The organism is Collinsella sp. AM41-2BH, from assembly GCF_003468085.1.
Classification (GTDB): domain Bacteria; phylum Actinomycetota; class Coriobacteriia; order Coriobacteriales; family Coriobacteriaceae; genus Collinsella.
The window spans coordinates 26,047-41,986 of the sequence record NZ_QSGH01000013.1; the positions used below are offsets into that span (position 1 = coordinate 26,047).

30 protein-coding genes are annotated in these 15,940 nt (G+C 65.3%); all 30 read right to left on the reverse strand.

Features of this window, described 5'->3' with window-relative positions:
• Positions 1 to 16: 16 nt before the first annotated feature.
• Complete coding sequence (locus tag DW899_RS07380; RefSeq protein ID WP_117800498.1) at positions 17 to 340, reverse strand: hypothetical protein; 324 nt, start codon at positions 338 to 340, stop codon at positions 17 to 19.
• A gap of 10 nt (positions 341 to 350) precedes the next feature.
• On the reverse strand, positions 351 to 1,367 hold the full coding sequence (locus DW899_RS07385; RefSeq protein WP_117800499.1) for a hypothetical protein: 1,017 nt from the start codon (positions 1,365 to 1,367) through the stop codon (positions 351 to 353).
• Entirely contained in the window at positions 1,360 to 1,527 is a 168-nt protein-coding gene (locus tag DW899_RS10580) for a hypothetical protein (protein ID WP_158566592.1), read from the reverse strand. The genes DW899_RS07385 and DW899_RS10580 overlap by 8 nt, the downstream gene beginning before the upstream one ends.
• Entirely contained in the window at positions 1,511 to 2,011 is a 501-nt protein-coding gene (locus tag DW899_RS07390) for a hypothetical protein (RefSeq protein WP_147349735.1), read from the reverse strand. Before DW899_RS07390 ends, DW899_RS10580 begins: the two co-directional genes overlap by 17 nt.
• The gene (locus DW899_RS07395; RefSeq protein ID WP_117800501.1) at positions 2,008 to 2,745 is read right to left on the reverse strand and encodes a hypothetical protein; all 738 of its coding nucleotides are present in this window, start codon (positions 2,743 to 2,745) and stop codon (positions 2,008 to 2,010) included. The genes DW899_RS07390 and DW899_RS07395 overlap by 4 nt, the downstream gene beginning before the upstream one ends.
• 2 nt (positions 2,746 to 2,747) lie before the next feature.
• The gene (locus DW899_RS07400) at positions 2,748 to 3,014 is read right to left on the reverse strand and encodes a HeH/LEM domain-containing protein (RefSeq protein ID WP_199570297.1); all 267 of its coding nucleotides are present in this window, start codon (positions 3,012 to 3,014) and stop codon (positions 2,748 to 2,750) included.
• Positions 3,015 to 3,023: 9 nt separating this feature from the next.
• Positions 3,024 to 4,127 carry a phage major capsid protein gene (locus tag DW899_RS07405; protein ID WP_117800502.1) on the reverse strand — a complete coding sequence of 368 codons (1,104 nt, stop codon included), beginning with the start codon at positions 4,125 to 4,127 and terminating at the stop codon, positions 3,024 to 3,026.
• A gap of 2 nt (positions 4,128 to 4,129) precedes the next feature.
• The gene (locus DW899_RS07410) at positions 4,130 to 4,816 is read right to left on the reverse strand and encodes a head maturation protease, ClpP-related (protein WP_117800503.1); all 687 of its coding nucleotides are present in this window, start codon (positions 4,814 to 4,816) and stop codon (positions 4,130 to 4,132) included.
• Positions 4,797 to 6,086, reverse strand: coding sequence for a phage portal protein (locus tag DW899_RS07415; RefSeq protein WP_117800504.1), 1,290 nt, complete (start codon positions 6,084 to 6,086; stop codon positions 4,797 to 4,799). Before DW899_RS07415 ends, DW899_RS07410 begins: the two co-directional genes overlap by 20 nt.
• Positions 6,087 to 6,104: 18 nt before the next feature.
• Positions 6,105 to 7,577, reverse strand: a complete 1,473-nt coding sequence (locus tag DW899_RS07420; RefSeq protein ID WP_117800505.1) for a terminase large subunit domain-containing protein — start codon at positions 7,575 to 7,577, stop codon at positions 6,105 to 6,107.
• Entirely contained in the window at positions 7,558 to 8,010 is a 453-nt protein-coding gene (locus DW899_RS07425; protein ID WP_147349736.1) for a P27 family phage terminase small subunit, read from the reverse strand. Before DW899_RS07425 ends, DW899_RS07420 begins: the two co-directional genes overlap by 20 nt.
• An 89-nt stretch (positions 8,011 to 8,099) precedes the next feature.
• A complete protein-coding gene (locus tag DW899_RS10480) occupies positions 8,100 to 8,399 on the reverse strand; it encodes a hypothetical protein (protein WP_147349737.1) in 300 nt (99 codons plus the stop codon).
• The gene (locus DW899_RS07435) at positions 8,396 to 9,160 is read right to left on the reverse strand and encodes a site-specific DNA-methyltransferase (protein ID WP_158566593.1); all 765 of its coding nucleotides are present in this window, start codon (positions 9,158 to 9,160) and stop codon (positions 8,396 to 8,398) included. Before DW899_RS07435 ends, DW899_RS10480 begins: the two co-directional genes overlap by 4 nt.
• Entirely contained in the window at positions 9,157 to 9,726 is a 570-nt protein-coding gene (locus tag DW899_RS07440; RefSeq protein WP_117800509.1) for a ParB/Srx family N-terminal domain-containing protein, read from the reverse strand. Before DW899_RS07440 ends, DW899_RS07435 begins: the two co-directional genes overlap by 4 nt.
• A gap of 241 nt (positions 9,727 to 9,967) precedes the next feature.
• Positions 9,968 to 10,348 carry an HNH endonuclease gene (locus DW899_RS07445; protein WP_158566594.1) on the reverse strand — a complete coding sequence of 127 codons (381 nt, stop codon included), beginning with the start codon at positions 10,346 to 10,348 and terminating at the stop codon, positions 9,968 to 9,970.
• Positions 10,345 to 10,518, reverse strand: a complete 174-nt coding sequence (locus DW899_RS10585) for a hypothetical protein (protein ID WP_158566595.1) — start codon at positions 10,516 to 10,518, stop codon at positions 10,345 to 10,347. The genes DW899_RS07445 and DW899_RS10585 overlap by 4 nt, the downstream gene beginning before the upstream one ends.
• Positions 10,519 to 10,647 (reverse strand): hypothetical protein, encoded by a 129-nt coding sequence (locus tag DW899_RS10850; RefSeq protein WP_255415080.1) that lies wholly within the window; start codon positions 10,645 to 10,647, stop codon positions 10,519 to 10,521.
• 107 nt (positions 10,648 to 10,754) lie between these two features.
• A complete protein-coding gene (locus DW899_RS07450; protein ID WP_117800511.1) occupies positions 10,755 to 11,048 on the reverse strand; it encodes a hypothetical protein in 294 nt (97 codons plus the stop codon).
• Positions 11,038 to 11,304, reverse strand: coding sequence for a hypothetical protein (locus tag DW899_RS07455; protein ID WP_117800512.1), 267 nt, complete (start codon positions 11,302 to 11,304; stop codon positions 11,038 to 11,040). The genes DW899_RS07450 and DW899_RS07455 overlap by 11 nt, the downstream gene beginning before the upstream one ends.
• Before the next feature lie 208 nt (positions 11,305 to 11,512).
• The gene (locus DW899_RS07465; RefSeq protein ID WP_117800514.1) at positions 11,513 to 12,046 is read right to left on the reverse strand and encodes a hypothetical protein; all 534 of its coding nucleotides are present in this window, start codon (positions 12,044 to 12,046) and stop codon (positions 11,513 to 11,515) included.
• Positions 12,043 to 12,423, reverse strand: coding sequence for a hypothetical protein (locus tag DW899_RS07470; RefSeq protein ID WP_117800515.1), 381 nt, complete (start codon positions 12,421 to 12,423; stop codon positions 12,043 to 12,045). The genes DW899_RS07465 and DW899_RS07470 overlap by 4 nt, the downstream gene beginning before the upstream one ends.
• Before the next feature lie 12 nt (positions 12,424 to 12,435).
• The gene (locus tag DW899_RS07475) at positions 12,436 to 12,741 is read right to left on the reverse strand and encodes a hypothetical protein (protein ID WP_117800516.1); all 306 of its coding nucleotides are present in this window, start codon (positions 12,739 to 12,741) and stop codon (positions 12,436 to 12,438) included.
• Positions 12,738 to 12,875, reverse strand: a complete 138-nt coding sequence (locus tag DW899_RS10590; RefSeq protein WP_158566596.1) for a hypothetical protein — start codon at positions 12,873 to 12,875, stop codon at positions 12,738 to 12,740. The genes DW899_RS07475 and DW899_RS10590 overlap by 4 nt, the downstream gene beginning before the upstream one ends.
• 74 nt (positions 12,876 to 12,949) lie before the next feature.
• Positions 12,950 to 13,249 (reverse strand): hypothetical protein, encoded by a 300-nt coding sequence (locus DW899_RS07485; RefSeq protein WP_117800518.1) that lies wholly within the window; start codon positions 13,247 to 13,249, stop codon positions 12,950 to 12,952.
• Positions 13,250 to 13,361: 112 nt separating this feature from the next.
• On the reverse strand, positions 13,362 to 13,754 hold the full coding sequence (locus DW899_RS07490) for a hypothetical protein (protein WP_147349738.1): 393 nt from the start codon (positions 13,752 to 13,754) through the stop codon (positions 13,362 to 13,364).
• Positions 13,747 to 13,929 (reverse strand): hypothetical protein, encoded by a 183-nt coding sequence (locus tag DW899_RS10485; protein WP_147349739.1) that lies wholly within the window; start codon positions 13,927 to 13,929, stop codon positions 13,747 to 13,749. The genes DW899_RS07490 and DW899_RS10485 overlap by 8 nt, the downstream gene beginning before the upstream one ends.
• Positions 13,917 to 14,321, reverse strand: coding sequence for a hypothetical protein (locus tag DW899_RS07495; RefSeq protein ID WP_117800520.1), 405 nt, complete (start codon positions 14,319 to 14,321; stop codon positions 13,917 to 13,919). Before DW899_RS07495 ends, DW899_RS10485 begins: the two co-directional genes overlap by 13 nt.
• A 2-nt stretch (positions 14,322 to 14,323) precedes the next feature.
• Complete coding sequence (locus DW899_RS07500; protein ID WP_117800521.1) at positions 14,324 to 14,776, reverse strand: hypothetical protein; 453 nt, start codon at positions 14,774 to 14,776, stop codon at positions 14,324 to 14,326.
• Positions 14,773 to 15,357: an ATP-binding protein gene (locus DW899_RS07505; RefSeq protein WP_117800522.1), complete on the reverse strand. Its 585-nt coding sequence runs from the start codon at positions 15,355 to 15,357 to the stop codon at positions 14,773 to 14,775. Before DW899_RS07505 ends, DW899_RS07500 begins: the two co-directional genes overlap by 4 nt.
• Complete coding sequence (locus DW899_RS07510) at positions 15,335 to 15,940, reverse strand: DUF6291 domain-containing protein (protein ID WP_117800523.1); 606 nt, start codon at positions 15,938 to 15,940, stop codon at positions 15,335 to 15,337. The genes DW899_RS07505 and DW899_RS07510 overlap by 23 nt, the downstream gene beginning before the upstream one ends.

Sequence of the window (15,940 nt, forward strand, 5' to 3'; positions counted from 1 at the left end):
ATTCTCGCGGCGCTTGCTACTTGGCGGGCGCAGATGCTAAAGGGGCGTCCTTCTCCTTGGCGAGGAGCTTGGTGTTGTCGTCGATTACGACGGCGTCGTAGGTGTCGGCGATGTACTCGGCGGCCTCGGCCAGCTCCATGCCCTCGATGCCGACCTCCTTGGCCTTGCCCGCCTGCTCGGCGGCGATCACGCACCAGACGAAGTCGTTGTAGGCCGCCTTGTGCGGGGAGTCGGGGATGGATGCCATGGCGTCGATGGACTTCCAGTTGGATGTGCGGCCCGCGTCGAACTCGATGGGGTCGTTGTCGCCGTCGGTGAGGGTGAAGTGGAACTTGAGCATTTAGTGCCTCCTAGGCTGCTGCGTAGGTCTGAACCTTGTTGACGATGGTGATGGTCACGGGGGAGCCGTCCTTGGCCGCCACGCCGATGTCGTCGGCGCTGAACTCGACCTCGGCGGCGCTGCCCTCGGGGTCGATCTCGGGCGTCTCGCAGTTCCACGGGACGTTGGAGAAGACGACGCTCATGGTGCAGTTGGGGTCTTGCGAGTGGGTGAAGTCCCACGCGGCGGAGCCGTAGACGACCTTGTTGGTCACGGTCGTGCCGTTCTCGCTGCCAGTGAGGACCTTGCGAATCTCGGTGTAGTCCTCGGGGATGATGGTCTGCTTCACCGTGGTCTTGAGCTTGGACTCGGCGACCTCGGATGCGATGACGCGCCCCGCGCCTCGGTAGGAGGTGAGGCTGTTGGACAGCTCGAACTCGCCCTTGGTCACCAGCACCTCGATGGGGGTCTGGTCGTTGGGGGAGAACTTGAACACGCCGTTGGTCGGGATGAAGTAGCCGTCGAAGCACGAGGGCTCCGTCTCGCCGGACCAGCCGCCGAACAGGGCGGCGTCGATACCGGCGGCCGTGATGCCGATGTCGAGCGGCGCGTTGCCCTCGAAGGAGAGCGACAGCGTGTCGATCTTGCAGCCGGTGGCCTTGTGCACCGTGGCGGCCGACGTGTTGCCCACCTGGCCCCAGAAGGTCAGGAAGGGAATCTCGGAGCCGAGGGTGATCACGTGCTTGTAGTAGCCGGGCTTCTCGGCCGAGGTGGTGACGATGTTGCCCATGGCAGCGAGGATGTAGAGCACCAGAGAGTCGGCGTAGGCCAGCGTCTCGAAGTCGACGGCCATGTTGACCTCGGAGACGTAGGCCCCGTTGGTGGTGTTGGCTCGCAGGCCGCAGGCCACGTTCTTCTGCTCGACGGTGCGCTCGGGCTTGATGAGGCCGCCGCCCGTGAGGCCGTGTCGGAACGTCGGCGTCGGCGCGGCCTTGGTCTTGGACTCCTGGCGGGCGACGCCGAGGAGGCCGATGGATGTGTTAATCATCTGCCGTCTCCTTCTTGGACGTGCGGGACTCCTTCACGATTCCGTCCCGCTTCAGGATGGTCAGGAGGGACGTTGGCAGGCCCTCGACCTGCTCGCCCTTCTTCGCTCGATACGTGAGGCCGTTGTAGGTGGCCTCGAAACCCTTAGCCGCGCGAAGCATTGCGCACCAGCTCCTTGAACTCTCTTGGGCAGGCCGAGAAGACCTTGCAGGTCACATCGACCTGGGCCGCCACCACGTACTTCTTGTCGGGGGTCGAGTCGTAGCCCGCGTCGCTCATGCGCGGAATCGCGCAGTCGACCGCGCCGCCGAGAGTCGCGTCGGCGGCGATGCCGTAGCAAAGCGAGTTGACCCAGCGCTGCACGCTCTCGCGCGCCACGTCGAACTTGGCGTGCGTGGCGAACAGGTAGACGTGCAGCGTGAACTGCTTGGCGTACTCGGCGCTCGTGGCCCCGCCCGTCGTGCTGTCCATATCGGCCAGCGGGTCGCACCACGCGAGGAACGGCGGGCGCTTCGGCGGGATGTGGTCGTGGACCTCGGGCACCTTGCCGCCGTCGCCGTACATGGCCAGCGCGCTCTCGGACAGCACGAGCGACGCGCGCTCGAACAGGGCCGCTGCGGCCTCGGCGTAGGGCATGGCGATCACATGACCACCGCCCTGCACCGGCCGAACTGCTCTATGGCCGCGTCGACCTCCGGCAGGCCCGTCGCGCCGTCGCGCCCGGCGAGCGTGTAGCGGATGAAGCCCGCGTCGGTGGCCTCGCCCGTGGCCCTCTCGGGCGTGGCCGACGGCCGCAGGTAGTAGGCCGCGAGCCGCAGGACGGCCTCGCTCACGCGCTCCGGCACCTCGGTGAGGCCGTAGCGGTAGCGGATGGTCGCGCGCCCCTCGGGGCCGACCGCCTGGCAGTCGCTCACGAGCGACCAGCCGGGGGTGAGGACCTCGGCCACGTCGTTGTGGTCGAGCCAGACGAAGCCGCCGCCGAAGGTCTCCGTGACGCCCATCTGCTGCACGAAGCTGCGCCTCGCGTTTCGCTCGAACGTCTCGGTGGCCGCCTGCCGCGCGGCCCAGAACTCCTCCTCGGTCACGTCGGAGAAGTCGTCGGTGTCGTCCATGCCCTTTAGCTGCTCGAGCCTGAAGTAGTGGCGCGTGACCACCGCGAGGAACGTGGTGAACAGCAGGTCGTCACCGCGATACCAGTTGATTCGCACGGAATCTGGGGCCGCGATGCGCGGGAGCCTCAGCTTTCCGTCCTCGAGCCTGTACTCGTGGGACGTTCCGCTGCCCAAAAGGAGGGCCGCGCGGTCGGGCGCGGCCTCCGTCTCAAGTGCCAGCTCGTCCGTGTAGGCGACGCGCAGCGTGCTGTAGGGCTGGACGAGCACCGCTACTCCTCCTCGTCGTCGTAGAGGTCGGCCTCGAGGAGCGCCAGAAGCTCTTCCTTCTTGGCCGCCTTGGGGTACTCGATGCCCTCGGCGTCGAGCTTGGCCTTGATCTCTTTGACGGTCAGGTCCTCGGCCTGCGGCTCTGGGGCCTTGACGGCCTCGATGGCGAGGCCGCGTCGCACGGCCTCGTCGGCGGACATGACTTCGCCCTCGAAGGCGACCAGGTGGCCGTCTCGCACGACGCGCTTTGGTGAGGTGTAGGTTTCCATGGCTCCTCCTTACGCCACTGCGGTGTCGAGGTTCGTCTTGGAGGCGTAGCAGAAGGCGTCGGGGTAGCGGACCTGCAGCGCCTTGGTGTGCTCGGCGCGGATGCACAGCTCGTTGTGGATGAACTGGTCGTTGACGCGATCGACGTCGACCGTAGTGCCGTGGATGGAGCGGCGCTCGGCTGCGTAGGAGTCGTACACGAGCAGGCCGTCGCAGTTCGGGTCTTCGACGACCTTCATGCCCCAGAGCACGTCGCCGGTGATGGACTGGTACAGGCCGGTCTCGGTCTTGTACAGGTCGATTTCCTGCTTGATGATCGGGGAGACGAGCACGTGGGTCGGGACGCGCTTGGCGGTCAGCATGACCTTGGTGCGCATCTTGCGGATGGCCTCGTAGTACAGGCCGCCGACGTGCTCCTCGAACTCGAGGATGCCGGTGGTGTTCTTGATGCCGACGATGCCGGTGGAGTTGTTGCCGCTGAACATGTGGTCGTCGGTGACGCTGTTCAGGTCGAGCAGGAGGTCGTGCTGGATGATGCTCAAAAGCTCGTCGTAGTCCTTGAGCGTGTCCTCCGAGACGGGGACGTATCCGGCGAGGGTCTCCTTGTTGGCCACGGCGTCCTTGTAGGAGTACAGGACCTTGGCCTTGGCTGCGGATGTGCCGTCGACCACGCCGCCCCATGTGGCGGGCATGCCCGTCTGTGTGGAGCGCTGCTTGTAGGTGACGGAGCCGGTGGCGGGGGTCTCGCGCAGCGTGTCGGCGAAGCTGCCGAACAGGCTGTCGGGCTTCGGGTCGAGGGTCAGCTCGATCTCGGTGGGCGCGCCGACGGTGACGACGGTGGCCTCGTTCTTGAAGCCACGGTAGAGGCCTCGGAACTTGTCGCGCGGGCCGAGGATGCGCTCGGCGAAGGACGCCTTGGGCGTGGGGACCTTGGGGGCGGGCGCGTTGCGGGCGGCGTCCTCCTCCTCGATGACGTGCTCGAGGGTCAGGTCGAGCTGCTGAATCTGGCCCTCGATGATGAGGGCCTTGTTCTGGTCGCCGGAATCGGCGGCCTTGTGCTGCTCCTCGGCGAGGCGGCTGCGCTCCTGCCAGAGCTGCTTGGAATTGAGCGGCATGCTTACTCCTTACGGTAGACGTGGTTGCCGAGGAGGACGAAGCCCTCCTCGCTCCGGGCGACTGTATCCACGGCGTGAGATTTTTCGATTGCGTCGTCGGGCACGTGCTTGAAGCGGCCCATGAGCGTGCGGTCGAGCGCGTCGGCCACGCGCTTCTCGGTGGCCACCTTCTCGTCGACGAGGCCGAGTTCGAGCGCCTCGTCGGCCGTGTACCACGTCTCCTCGTCCATGGCCTTCTTGACGTCGGCCAGCTCCATGCCGGAGCGCGCGGAGATGATTCCGGCGATGGTGGAGTCGAGCGCGGCGAGCTGCGCGACGACGTCGGCCAGCTCCTGCGCGTTGCCCTGCGCATAGGTCCATGCGTCGTGGATCATCAGCTGGGCGAAGCTGCTCATGACGACCTTGTCGGCCATCATTGCGATATAGGAGGCCGCCGATGCGGCGATGCCGTCGATGTGCGCCGTGGTCTCGCCCTTGTAGCGCTGGATGGCCGAGGCGATGGCGAAGCCCTCGTAGACGTCGCCGCCCAGGGAGTCGATGCGGATGTCGACGGGCTTGCCCTTCAGGCCGTCAAGCTCCCTGGCGAAGTTCTTGGCCGTGTTTGACTCCTCGGAGGACCAGAAGTCGCTGCCGATGGTGCCGTAGAGGTACACGGTGGCCTTCTCGGCCTCATTCTTGATTCGGAACATTCGTTGCCCCTTCCTGCGTGCCGTCGGCTGTGCCGTTCGGCTTGTCTGCGTTGAATACGTTCACGGTGCCGTCACCGTTGACGGTGCCGTAGTTGAGCGGGAACAGCGGCTGGTAGATGCCCTCGACGGGTTCCATGTCCTCGAGGTCGCGCACGTCCGCGCGGGTGATCGCGCCGAAGTAGCCGAGCTCGCGGTAGTACTGCGTGCGGGCGGCGTCGTCTCCGCGCATCAGGCCGTTCAGCTTGAACTTGGCCTTGGCGTTGCGCTGGTAGCAGGCGTCGAGGACCGGCTGCAGCGCCATCTCGAGGTCGCGCACGTCCGGCGTGATGGTGTCGGTCACGTAGTCGATTCGCATCTGCTGGCCGCCGTTGTACGTGGCCCCCTCGCTGTCGTAGACCTTCCACGGGGGCACGTTGCAGGCGCGGCAGACCTGATGGAGCACCCATTTCTGCTGCTCGATAACGGATGCGTCCTTCATCGTCTGCTGGTCCGTCACCCACTTGGCCCCGTAGCCGAAGATGGGCGCGCGGCCCGCCTCGGCAACGCCGCTCTTGGCGTCCACGGCGGCGCGGAGTGCCTTCAGGTCCTTCTCGTCCATGCGGCCCTCGGGCACCTCGACGTGGCCGAGCTGGTGGTTTCCGTTGTGGAGCATGGAGCGGTAGAAGCGCTCGAGGTCGATGGACAGGCCGATCTCCTCGGCCGCGAGGCGCGCGAGGGAGATGCCCTTCACGCCGTCCTTGGTCATGTGCGTGGAGATGTTCACGACCTCGTCTGGGAAGTACCACCCGGCGGGCACGTGGTCGTCACCCGGCGAGACGTAGTAGCGCGTGCGCCTTCCCCTGGGCGCGTGCTTGTCGTAGTCGTGCATCACGCTGGCCGTGATGGGCCAGATCGCCACCGGCTTTCCCTTGAACCACTCGACGTACCAGTAGGCGTTGCCGAAGGTGTCGCGGCGCAGCACGGTCCAGTCCATGAGCTTCGCTGCGGTCATTTCCTCGTTGGCCATGCCGTTTAGAATCTTGGCCAGCGGGTGGTTGTCGAGCCGCTTGTGGCCGTCGCGCCCGGCCTGCATCACCGAGAACGGGAGGCTGGCCATGCTGCGCGCCTTGGTCTGCTCGCAGGCGGCGAAGTCGATGGACATGAGCGCGCCGTATCCGTGCGGCGTGGCGAAGCCGGGCGGCAGCGTGACGTGCACGACGTCCTGCACCGGCTCCCTCTTGTAGAACATGTCGTAGAAACGTCCCATACGTCCCCTTTCTGTCGGGGGCATCGTATGGGCCGCGTGAGATTAGCTGACGGGCACGTAGGACTCCGTGCCGCTCACCAGCTTGTCGTATGCGAGGGCCGCGATGGCCAGCGCGATGGCCGCGTCGATTTTGGACTTCTTGGAGTCCTTGCCGAAGCGCATGCCGTACGGCTCGCGCTCCATCTCGACGGTGTTGGCCAGATGCGAGCGGAGCTTTGGGCAGCCGCGCAGGCGCAGCTCCCCGGCCTTGACCTCGTTCACGACGATTGACGTGGCCTGGCACATCGTCGCGTTGTCCTGGGGGAACGAGACCGTCTCGATTCCGTACACGTCGCGCAGGCGCGAGTTCATGACGATAAGGCGGTTGGGGTCGATTCCGACGACCTGCGGCCAGTGCTCCGAGCACAGCCCGGCGATGAGCTGGGTTATCTGCTCGAAGTCGTAGTGGCCCGTCTCCTCGTCGGGGGTGTCGAACACCCACTCCTTGGTGAGGCAGACGGTCTTCCCCTTCTTGGTCTTGCGCTTCTGGTACGCGACTATCGCGAAACTGTCGCCCGCCGTTGCGCCGTCGATTCCGAGCGTCCACGGCTTGTTGAAGTCGAACCTGTTGGTGCCGCGCTCGCAGCGGTCGAGCTGCGGGGCCTTGAAGACCGAGTAGGCGTCGTTGTCCTTGGGGAATCGGTTGGCCGTGTAGCGCTCGAACTGGCGGGCGGATGCGGCCATGCCCCTCTGGTCCTCGATGCTCTCCCAGTTGACCCACGAGGCCACCATGATCTTCTCCCAGTCGGCGCGCTTCTCGATGTCGTCGCTGTCGTCGAGGCCCAGCCAGTACAGGTACATGCCGGGGTCTCGGCGCGCCTTGTCGCTGTACATCTCCCAGAGGAAACCCTCGCGCTTGTCCCCGGCCGTGGTGATTCCCACGGTAAGCGGGTTCCACAGGACCTTCTGTCCCTTGACCCCGGCGTCCCATACCTTCGAGTCCGGGTAGGTGTGCAGCTCGTCGAATATCAGGAAGTTGAAGTGCCACGACTCCAGCGCGTCCGCCGTGTTCGGCAGAATCATGATTTTCGCGTTGGTCTCCTTGTGCGTGATGATGTTCTTCCCGATGTCCCACTGCTCGCGCCACGTCGAGTTGAGCTTGATCATCGTGCAGATCTTCTCGTAGACGTTGCGGATCTGGTCCTTCGACGACGCCACCATTCCGTACTGGCCGTTGTGTACCGGCTCCATGGTGGCCACGGTGAGGAGGATTCCGGCGCACGTCTCGGACTTGCCGTAGCCAGAGGGCAGGCCGATGATGGCGCGGCGGTACTTGCGCTTGAAGCCCCTGGCGGTCATCTTGCCCGAGGCGAAGAGCGGTTTCCAGATATTCTCGCGCTGGAACTCCTCCAGATAGAAGGGCTGCGCGTAGTAGGAGTCGTTGGCGACGTGGCGGCACATCGAGGTGAAGCAGCGCTCATAGTCGCGCGCCATGACGAGGCCCTCGCGCGTGTAGCTAGTCGGCGTCCGATACATCGACTACCTCCGCTGGCAGCTCGTAGGCCGCGTCGATTGAGCGGAACATCGACGCCGTGTCCGCTGCGGTCTTGACCGTCGTTGCGTCCATGAGGCCGATGCGCGAGCGCGCGAGCGGCGACAGGCCGAGCATGTCGGACAGGGCGCGAATCTCGCTCGATGCCTCCTTGAGGATTGTCAGTGCCGGGTTCTTGCGCACGAGCGGGACCTCCCTCCCATCCGGTGTCTTATAGGGCTTCACGCCGATCTTGTCGAAGATGTTTATGCGGCCGTCCTCGCTGTGGATGGCCTGCTGCGCCTGCTCGGCCACGGCGTGCCAGTAGGTGAGGAGGCGCAGGGTCGGTATGTCCTGCTCGGAGAAGCTGTTCACCGGCGGGCACAGCCACGCCCATATCTCGCTCTGGACGGGGTCGAGGGCGATGTCCTCGGGCATGAGGACTCCGGCGGCGTCGGTCTTCGCCGCGAGCCCGTATGCGTCGGTTATCCCGCGCCGGATGGCGTCGTGCTTCGGCTTGGCACCCTTCACAGGCCCTCACCCCGCAGCGCGTCCTCCATCTTCTTGGCTGCCTTTTTCAGGGACAGGCACAGCGGCGCGGCGGTCATGAGGGATGCGCGGGACATGTCCGAGGCGGCGACGTGCGCTCGCTGGATGACCTCGAGCACCTCGTCGTCGCTCATGGCGGCGTTTGGTGCAGGAGGCTGAAGCTCGCCCACGTAGGCGTAGCCCCTGTATGCGTGGCTGCGGCACGTCGAGCAGCAGAATCGGGCGGTGCTCCTCTTCGCCTGGAACTCGCGCCCGCATGACTCGCATCTCTTTATCAAACTTCCCCCGTCTCGAGGACCGCCTCGCGGCCCGTCATGTTCTCCCATCTCGTTATGATCACGTCGCAGTAGTGCGGGTCTAGCTCCATGCACAGGCACCTGCGACCCATCTGCTCGGCCGCTATCACGGAGGTGCCGCTGCCGCCGAACGGGTCGAGCACCGTCTCGCCCTTGCGGCTCGAGTTGCGCATCTGGTATGCGAACAGCTTTACCGGCTTCATGGTCGGGTGGTCCTCGTTGCGCGACGGCTTGTCGTAGCGGAGCACGTCCGTCGCCACGCTGTCGCCTGACATCGCCTCGACCATCTCGATGAGCTCTGCCTTGCTCATCTTGTGCGGGTCTTTGCCGAGGTCCTCGTAGACCGTCGACTCGGAGCGGCTGTCCGTGAAGTAGTGCGCGGCTCCGGGTTTCCATCCATAGAGGCATCCCTCGTGACGCCACTGGTAGTCCTGATGGCCGAGCACGAATGTGTTCTTGACCCATATAAGCATCTGCTTGCACATGATTCCGGCGCGCGCGAGGGCCGAGGCGAACGCTGGCATGTGCATCACCGCGAGCCACGTGTAGACCGCGCCGCCTTCCTTCAGATGGGGCACGACCGCGTTCAGCGCTGTGTGCAGGAACTCCTCGAATTGCTTCTCGTCTTCGAACTCGTCGTTGTCGATTACGAGGCCGTCCGTTCTGCGCTGGAGCTGTTTTTTCTCCGATGGCCTCATGTGCTGGCCGAGCGCGACGTTATAGGGCGGGTCGGTCAAGATCATGTCCGCGAGACCCCCCCGCATAGCTTCTCGACGTCTTCAGGGCATGTCGAGTCTCCGCACATCACGCGGTGGTTTCCCAAAACGAAGACGTCGCCGCGCTTTGCCCTGCAGATAGTGACCTCCGGCTCGGGGTCGTCCTCCTCTACGGCGCTTAGGCCGTCCGGCTCGAGTTCCTCGGAGAAGCCGAAGTCGCCCATGTCAAATTCGTCCGCGAGGACGTCCAGCTCGTAGGCGAGGAGGTCCTCGTCCCACCCGGTCATCATGGTCGTCTGGTTGTCGACGAGCGTGAGCGCGCGCCTCTGGGCATCGCTTAGGTCGTCGCACGCGACGCACGGGACCTTCTTCATCCCGAGGTTCTTCGCTGCGGTAATTCGCGCGTGCCCGGCCACGACCTCCGGCAGGCCGTCCGCGTTTCGCCAGACGATAACGGGGTTTCTGAAGCCGAATTCCTTGATTGAGGCCTCGACGGCGTCTATCTGCTCCCTCGTGTGCTTCTTCGCGTTGTTCTCGTACGGAACGAGCGAGTCAATCTCGATTTCCTCGATTTTCAGTTCGTTTTCGCGCATTGTCGCGTCCCCTTCCGGCGTGTCGTGATGGGGAGCATAGGCGTGCCGTGAGATTTAGCGTTGCGATTTCACCTCGCCTTGGCGTTGCACTGAACCCCACCGGCCTCCAATTTCGTGGCGAAACGCGCGGGGTAGGGGCGCGCGGGGTAGGGGGAAAGAAACCCGATTTTCCGAGGGGGTAGGGGGCCGTGCATAAAAAGGGGTGCAGCCCCGTCCGAGGCCACACCCTTATGCATAAAAGCTATCTGTTCGCCGCCCTGCGTGCATCATCGCGCTTCTTGTGGCAGCTCTTGCACCTTAGCGTGAGGTTCTCCACCTCGCTGCCGCCGCCCTCGCACAGCGCGCGGCCGTGGTCCACCTCGCCGCCCATGCCCGCCGTGTACCAGCGGCCGTCGCGATACTCCGCGCACACCCTGCCGCAGTCGGCGCACCTTCCGAGCTGCCTGCCGATGGCCCTCTGCCTCGCCTTGCGGTACGCGCTCGACGAGTACTCGGTGCGCCATGGCTCGCGCTCGGCCCTCGTGGCGTCGCCCTCCGTAGGCCTGCGCTTTGGCCTCGGCCTGCACGGGCAGCGCTGGCCCTCGGGATGCGTGCGGCCGCAGTGCGGGCAGTACACGCTCACAGCTCGCGCCTCCCGCTCTCGGCCTTGGCCTTGGCGGCCACGCCCAGGCTGATGCTGCGGGCCGCCTGGAATATCTCCAGCGGCGTGAGGCCCAGCAGCTCGAAGGCCTTGAGCGCCGCCGTGATTCCCTGCTCAACCCTGTGCTGGTCGTACTGTTTACCGTTGTCCATCTATCCCACTCCAATCGCCGCCGACAGCGCCAGCAGCATCTTGAACATCACGGCCACCGCCGCCGCGTCTATGGCGAGGCAGGCCGCGATGATGAGCAGGCATCCGCCCGCCCTCTTCCAGTCGATCATGTGTCCCTCCTATAGTGCCATGAATGCGAGCAGGAGGAGCCCTGCGGCGAGGGCGCGGACCGTCCACGCCCATGCCGCCAGCAGGGCCGCCGCCAAAAGGGCCAGCGCTAGTAGCTCTCGAAGGTTTCGCACGCCGCCTCCTGCATGTCCCTCATGTGGTTCGGTATCCACTCGAGCGCCCACATCGCCCCGAAGCTAGAGTTCTCGGCGTCGCCGGTGCCGAACTCCTCGGCGTACGCCCGGTCGAACTCGACCTCGCAGATGCCGTAGTCGCAGCAGCACTCGACCATGCGCTTGCACTCGGCGCACGTGGGCTTGCCCTCGCCGAAGTGCCTGTCGATTGCCGCATCGGTGCACCCGGCGGGGAGGTTGTAGCCGCTGCCAGGTTCGTTATCGCACATCAGTCTCCAGCTCCTTCGCTATTCCCCCGGCGATGATGCGCGCGGTCTCCCTCGCCACCGCCTCGCTGCTCTCCATCCGCCCGACCGTGTAGGCGCGCTCGATCATGTCCTGGGCGGCGCGCTCCATGGCCGTGTCGTCGTAACCCCGGCAGACCCTGTGCTCCTTGAGGTACGCGTGGGCGCGGTCCTGCGGCCTCGTCTCGTCGTAGCGGAACACCTCGTTGCAGTCCGCGAGGATGTCCTCAATCGTGTCCATCAGGCCACCTCCGCCCGTATCTGGATAGGCCCACGGTTCCACTGGTCGCGCGCGCCGCTGGCATCCATCGGGTCGCCGCCTCCGCGCGCCCCGCACGAGGCGCAGTAAACGAACTGCCATATGCCGCCAATCTGGGCACGGTACGCGGAATGCGCCAGATGCTCGGTTGTGCCGCAGCACGGGCAGCATTTGAACGGGTCTCGGTCAATCATTCGCCCACCCCGAAACCGTCGCCGAACCTCTCTGTCACCAGCACGCGCTTCAGGCCGTTGATGCGCTCGATTGCCTGCGCCGGGGTGTGACCGTCCCATTCGGGCGCGTGGTCGAGCACCCTGCATTGGAACAGGTCCCAGTGCTTGCCCTCGCGGAAGTGGTACGTCGCCTGCCCCTCCGGCGTCTCGATACCGACGATGAACATGCCCTCGAGCATCGTCCCGTCGGCGTGGAGCCTCGACTTCCACGCGAGCTCCGGGAACATGGCCACGATCACCGAGAACAGGACGGCCCTGTGGTGGTACAGCTCACCGAACGAATGGCACCCGTCGGACGTGCCGGAGTCAATCTTGGCTGGCTCGATGAGGTCGGCGAGAGTGCGCAGAATCCCCCGGTAGCTCCTGTCCTCGGCCTTAATCAGCCTCCCCAGCGCGCTCGGGGATATTTGCACGTTGCGGCAGTTGGCCGCGTCGCGCAGTCGCCGCGCGGTCTTGCGTCGGTCGTTGTTGCTTATCTTCGTATAGCTCATTGGTCCTCTCCCATTAACTTATGGATGCGCGATTCGATGTCCCCGAACGCGATCTTCTTGCAGGCGAAGGAGCAGACGGCCTCGCATTGATCGCAGTCGTTCTCGTCCCTCCCGAAGTAGGCGCACTCCGGGTGATGGACTCTGCTCGCGCCCCTTTTGAGGTCGGCCAGCAACTTCTCCCAGCTGTCGTCCCGGTCGAGTAGGAGTTCGGAGACGCGGCGCGACCCCTCGTCCGTCTCGACGTACCAAACCTTGCCGCGCGGGTCGTAGTCGTAGTGGTAGATGAACTTCGCCATGCCGTTCTTTCCGTAGAGCGTCCCGGTGTCCAGCGGAATGACGCGCCCGTAGGCGTCTTTCGGTAGCTCTATATTCGCCATTGCTCCTCCTTTCTAGAACCTGCCGCGCATGTCGTTGCGGGCGTCCATCCGGTCGATGGCCATGTCGATTTCCCCCTGCTCGATGGTGAGCGCCGCGAGCATGTTGACGGCCGCCTGGATGGTTTCCACGCACTCGTCGATGACGTAGTCGCGCAGCATCGCCCTACGCGCGTCGGCATCAGGCGTCATCCCGTCGTGGATGATCAGCTCCTGCCACGCGCCGTAAATCTCGGCGGCCTCCTCGAGCGGCTTGAGTGCCTGCTCCTTGTCGCACGCCACCTGCCTGAACGGCCTGATGCTCAACTCGTAATGCCTCATCGCTTCACCTCGTAACGGTATCCGCCGTCGGTCCAGTAGTTGCAGCGCGCCTCGCCCTGGGTGCGGTGGATGAACTCGTGCCTGCGCATGCACTCGTACTCGACGCGCTCGGTCCCGTAGACGCTGCGGAACACAGTCGTCCTGACATGGAGGCAGTTCGCGCAGCGCTCCGGCCTCTCCCCGTCGCTGTAGATGTCCGGCCTATCCATCAGTTGGTCACCTCCGCCCCGCACTGCTCGCAGTAGTTCAGGCCGCACGTCGGGTCGGTCTTGCCGTCGTGGCCGCAGGCGAAGCAGTGGTACTTGCCGTCAGGAGCCACCTGCACCTGCGTCGTCGGGCGGTACGCCAGCTCGGCCACGCGGCGCATGACCCCGCGCCAGCTCGTGTCCTCCGCACCGGTGATTCTGGCCAGCGCGCGCTGGAGGCTATCGCCGCCCAGGCTGTCGTTGGCCGTGCGGTTCAGCTCCTCGACGATGCGGAGGCGCTCCTCCGTGGTGATCTCGTTCATTTCTTCCTCTCCTTAATCCAGTCGTATGCGATGAGCGGGAGGCACGCCAAAAGCAGCGGGATGCTCAACAGCAGCGCTGCGGCCCTTATGGCGTCCTCCCCGGTCGGTCTCCTCATTCCATCCAGCTCCCTGGTCTCTTCTGGCCGTAGTCCCAGCTTCTCAATCTGAACACCTGCCCCATCGGCAGGCCGTGGGTCGCCGCCCAGCAGCGGTCCCACACCGTGTGGACCTTCATATCCGGATCGAACACGCCTATCTGCCGTGGGCTGGTGCATAAGAGCGGCTCGTGGCACATCTTCCCGTCATGGAAGTCGACCAGCGCCTTGCAGCGGTCGAACGCCTCGACGGTGCCGAAGTCGCGGTACAGCTCGCGGACCTCGCCCTCTATCTCGTCTCTGACGCACCCGTGCACGTCGCACATCCATTTGAGCGTGTCCTCGACGTGGTCGCGCGGAGGCGTGGGGAAGAGGTCGAGGACCGTCTGCCCCGCGCACGCCCTATTCATCGCGGGCGATGCGGTAGAAGGTCGGCAGGCAGTCCGGCGGGGTCACGGCGTTGGCGCGGATGAACTCCATGCACTTCTCGAAGCTCCCGGCGCAGACGTCGTAGAAGGCACCACTCGACGGCCTCGGCCTGCCGCCGTCGCTCTTGTCGAACACGACCGCCTCTACTCGGTACACTTGGCCACCTCCGCGTCGTAGATGGCCTTGAGGTCGTCGCGCATGAATTGGATGAGCGTCTCCTCGCTGATGCCGTCCGGCAGCTGCTTCAGGCGCACCGCTTGGTGGCACCATTCGTCGAAGTCGAGCGTCTTTCCGGTATACAGGTCCTCCACGCCCGTCACCTCGGCATAGGAGAAGCGGGTCAGCATCTCCTCGCGCATGACCCTGTCCGCGAGCGCCTCGATGGGCGTCTTCGGGCGGGTGATCGTCTCGTAGTAGCTCGCGGCCCTCTTGGTCATAGATTTGAGCTGCTTGGCCAGCTTGTTGTTCTCGGCTTCGAGGCGCTCGTTGCGGCGCTGCTCGTAGTCCAGCTCGGCGAGCACGTACTGCTCGCAGTTGGTGATTTCCATGTCTAACCCTCCGTTATCTCGATGGTTCGTCCCGTCTTGGTGTCCGTTATCGCCCAGTGGCCGTAGCCGTAGAGCGCGGGGTCGTGCGGCTCGTGCTCGCACAGCAGCGTGCCGTCCCACCACGCCTCCTCGAACTCCGGCTCGTCCCACACCCACTCGGGCCTGTACCTCGCCCCGCCGTGGAACCCGTCGTGGCATCCCGTGGTGCCGCTCCCGCATAGGGCGATCAGCGGCGAGCGGAGCCGCCACGTGCCCCTGGGAGTGACGAGGGCGAAGTCGCCGCAGCGCCTCGGCACGAGGTGGTGGCAGTTCGTGGCCTGCCGCCCGCAGATTCCGCAGCGCTCGGCGGTCAGCTCGTAGCGGTTTCCGACGTAGCGCGCGCCGACGTGGGGCTTGCCGTAGAGCTCCGCGCGGTCCTTCGGGACTCCACGGAGCTGCGATGCGCTCACTATCATCCGAGCCTCCTGTCCTGTCCCTTGACCTCGATGGGCCTGCACGCACCGGCGAGGCGCGATGCGACGCGCTTGCCCGCCATGCCTCCCCAGAGGTCCCTGATCTGGCCGATGCGGTAGTTGCTCGTGACGATTGTGGGCAGGCCCTCGGCCACGCGGGTGTCGATGAGGCGCGTCAGCGTCTCGATGGCCCACTCGGTCGGGCGCTCGGCCCCGAGGTCGTCCAGTGCGAGGAGCCTGTACCGCTCGGCCCTGCGGAGCGCCCCGCGCTCGCCGCCGTCGTACTCGGCGCGGATGTCGTCGAGCAGGCGGCTCGTGGTGACCAGCTTGGCGCTCGTCCCGTCAAGCACGGCCAGGCGCACGGCGCAGGCGGCGGCGTAGGTCTTGCCCGTGCCCGGCTCGCCCCAGAGGTATGCGCCCTCGCCCTTCCCGGCGAGCTTGGCCATGCGCTTGCCGAGGTCGCAGTCGGCCTCGGCGTAGGGGCCGCGCAGACCGGCCTTGCGGAGGCGGGAGCGCATGATTGCGGCGATCTGCTCGCGCGCCCCGTCGGGCATGAGCACGTCAGAGATTTGAGTACGCATCATGGCTGGTCTCTTTCTTCGCCTCGCGCTGCTGCCACGTGGAGCACGCGGCCTTCCAGTTCTTCATCGGCTTGCTGCCGACCTTCCACCCGACGGCCTCGTAGTAGCTCCAGAACGCCTCGGGGTTGAACGTGTAGCCCTTGGCCGAGACGTACTCCTCGACTTCCGCGAGCGCGGGTTTTACGAATCTCTTACTAACTGCCTTGCCTTGCTTTGCTTTGCCTTGCCTTGCTTTGGCTTCGGCGTTGTCTCCATCCCCCTTTTGCTCTGCCGAAAGGGGTTCGTCGTTTCCTTCCGGCTCGTCGTTTTTGGTTTCGCTTTCGCTAAAGGGGGGTTTCGGACTGTCTAAAGGGGGCTTTCTGTTGCCTCGTCCACCCGTTTTGCCTGCCGCGATGCACCGTTTCGAGTAGTCGATGTCCTCGCGGACGCTGGCGAAGATGGCATCGAGCGGCCACTCCAGATCAGGCTCGATGCCGTAGGTGCCGTACTGGGCCAAGGCCCAGAGGAGCTTTCCGCGCTGCTCCTCCGGTGCCTTGGCACAGGCTGCGGTGAACTTGGGAAGCCACTTGAATTGGGCCTCCTCCAT

What these genes read in the sequence shown, in the direction of transcription:
- DW899_RS07470 (WP_117800515.1), bottom strand. Translation starts at nt 12,423, where the DNA reads ATGGCGAATATAGAGCTACCGAAAGACGCCTACGGGCGCGTCATTCCG.
- DW899_RS07500 (WP_117800521.1), bottom strand. Translation starts at nt 14,776, where the DNA reads ATGATAGTGAGCGCATCGCAGCTCCGTGGAGTCCCGAAGGACCGCGCG.
- DW899_RS07410 (WP_117800503.1), bottom strand. Translation starts at nt 4,816, where the DNA reads ATGTTCCGAATCAAGAATGAGGCCGAGAAGGCCACCGTGTACCTCTAC.
- DW899_RS10850 (WP_255415080.1), bottom strand. Translation starts at nt 10,647, where the DNA reads ATGATCGACTGGAAGAGGGCGGGCGGATGCCTGCTCATCATCGCGGCC.
- DW899_RS07465 (WP_117800514.1), bottom strand. Translation starts at nt 12,046, where the DNA reads ATGAGCTATACGAAGATAAGCAACAACGACCGACGCAAGACCGCGCGG.
- DW899_RS07415 (WP_117800504.1), bottom strand. Translation starts at nt 6,086, where the DNA reads ATGCCCCCGACAGAAAGGGGACGTATGGGACGTTTCTACGACATGTTC.
- DW899_RS10580 (WP_158566592.1), bottom strand. Translation starts at nt 1,527, where the DNA reads ATGCTTCGCGCGGCTAAGGGTTTCGAGGCCACCTACAACGGCCTCACG.
- DW899_RS07435 (WP_158566593.1), bottom strand. Translation starts at nt 9,160, where the DNA reads ATGATCTTGACCGACCCGCCCTATAACGTCGCGCTCGGCCAGCACATG.
- DW899_RS07475 (WP_117800516.1), bottom strand. Translation starts at nt 12,741, where the DNA reads ATGAGGCATTACGAGTTGAGCATCAGGCCGTTCAGGCAGGTGGCGTGC.
- DW899_RS07385 (WP_117800499.1), bottom strand. Translation starts at nt 1,367, where the DNA reads ATGATTAACACATCCATCGGCCTCCTCGGCGTCGCCCGCCAGGAGTCC.
- DW899_RS07495 (WP_117800520.1), bottom strand. Translation starts at nt 14,321, where the DNA reads ATGGAAATCACCAACTGCGAGCAGTACGTGCTCGCCGAGCTGGACTAC.
- DW899_RS07455 (WP_117800512.1), bottom strand. Translation starts at nt 11,304, where the DNA reads ATGGACACGATTGAGGACATCCTCGCGGACTGCAACGAGGTGTTCCGC.
- DW899_RS07485 (WP_117800518.1), bottom strand. Translation starts at nt 13,249, where the DNA reads ATGAACGAGATCACCACGGAGGAGCGCCTCCGCATCGTCGAGGAGCTG.
- DW899_RS07420 (WP_117800505.1), bottom strand. Translation starts at nt 7,577, where the DNA reads ATGTATCGGACGCCGACTAGCTACACGCGCGAGGGCCTCGTCATGGCG.
- DW899_RS10585 (WP_158566595.1), bottom strand. Translation starts at nt 10,518, where the DNA reads ATGGACAACGGTAAACAGTACGACCAGCACAGGGTTGAGCAGGGAATC.
- DW899_RS07510 (WP_117800523.1), bottom strand. Translation starts at nt 15,940, where the DNA reads ATGGAGGAGGCCCAATTCAAGTGGCTTCCCAAGTTCACCGCAGCCTGT.
- DW899_RS07405 (WP_117800502.1), bottom strand. Translation starts at nt 4,127, where the DNA reads ATGCCGCTCAATTCCAAGCAGCTCTGGCAGGAGCGCAGCCGCCTCGCC.
- DW899_RS07440 (WP_117800509.1), bottom strand. Translation starts at nt 9,726, where the DNA reads ATGCGCGAAAACGAACTGAAAATCGAGGAAATCGAGATTGACTCGCTC.
- DW899_RS07425 (WP_147349736.1), bottom strand. Translation starts at nt 8,010, where the DNA reads ATGCCCGAGGACATCGCCCTCGACCCCGTCCAGAGCGAGATATGGGCG.
- DW899_RS07400 (WP_199570297.1), bottom strand. Translation starts at nt 3,014, where the DNA reads ATGGAAACCTACACCTCACCAAAGCGCGTCGTGCGAGACGGCCACCTG.
- DW899_RS07505 (WP_117800522.1), bottom strand. Translation starts at nt 15,357, where the DNA reads ATGATGCGTACTCAAATCTCTGACGTGCTCATGCCCGACGGGGCGCGC.
- DW899_RS07490 (WP_147349738.1), bottom strand. Translation starts at nt 13,754, where the DNA reads ATGAATAGGGCGTGCGCGGGGCAGACGGTCCTCGACCTCTTCCCCACG.
- DW899_RS07450 (WP_117800511.1), bottom strand. Translation starts at nt 11,048, where the DNA reads ATGTGCGATAACGAACCTGGCAGCGGCTACAACCTCCCCGCCGGGTGC.
- DW899_RS07380 (WP_117800498.1), bottom strand. Translation starts at nt 340, where the DNA reads ATGCTCAAGTTCCACTTCACCCTCACCGACGGCGACAACGACCCCATC.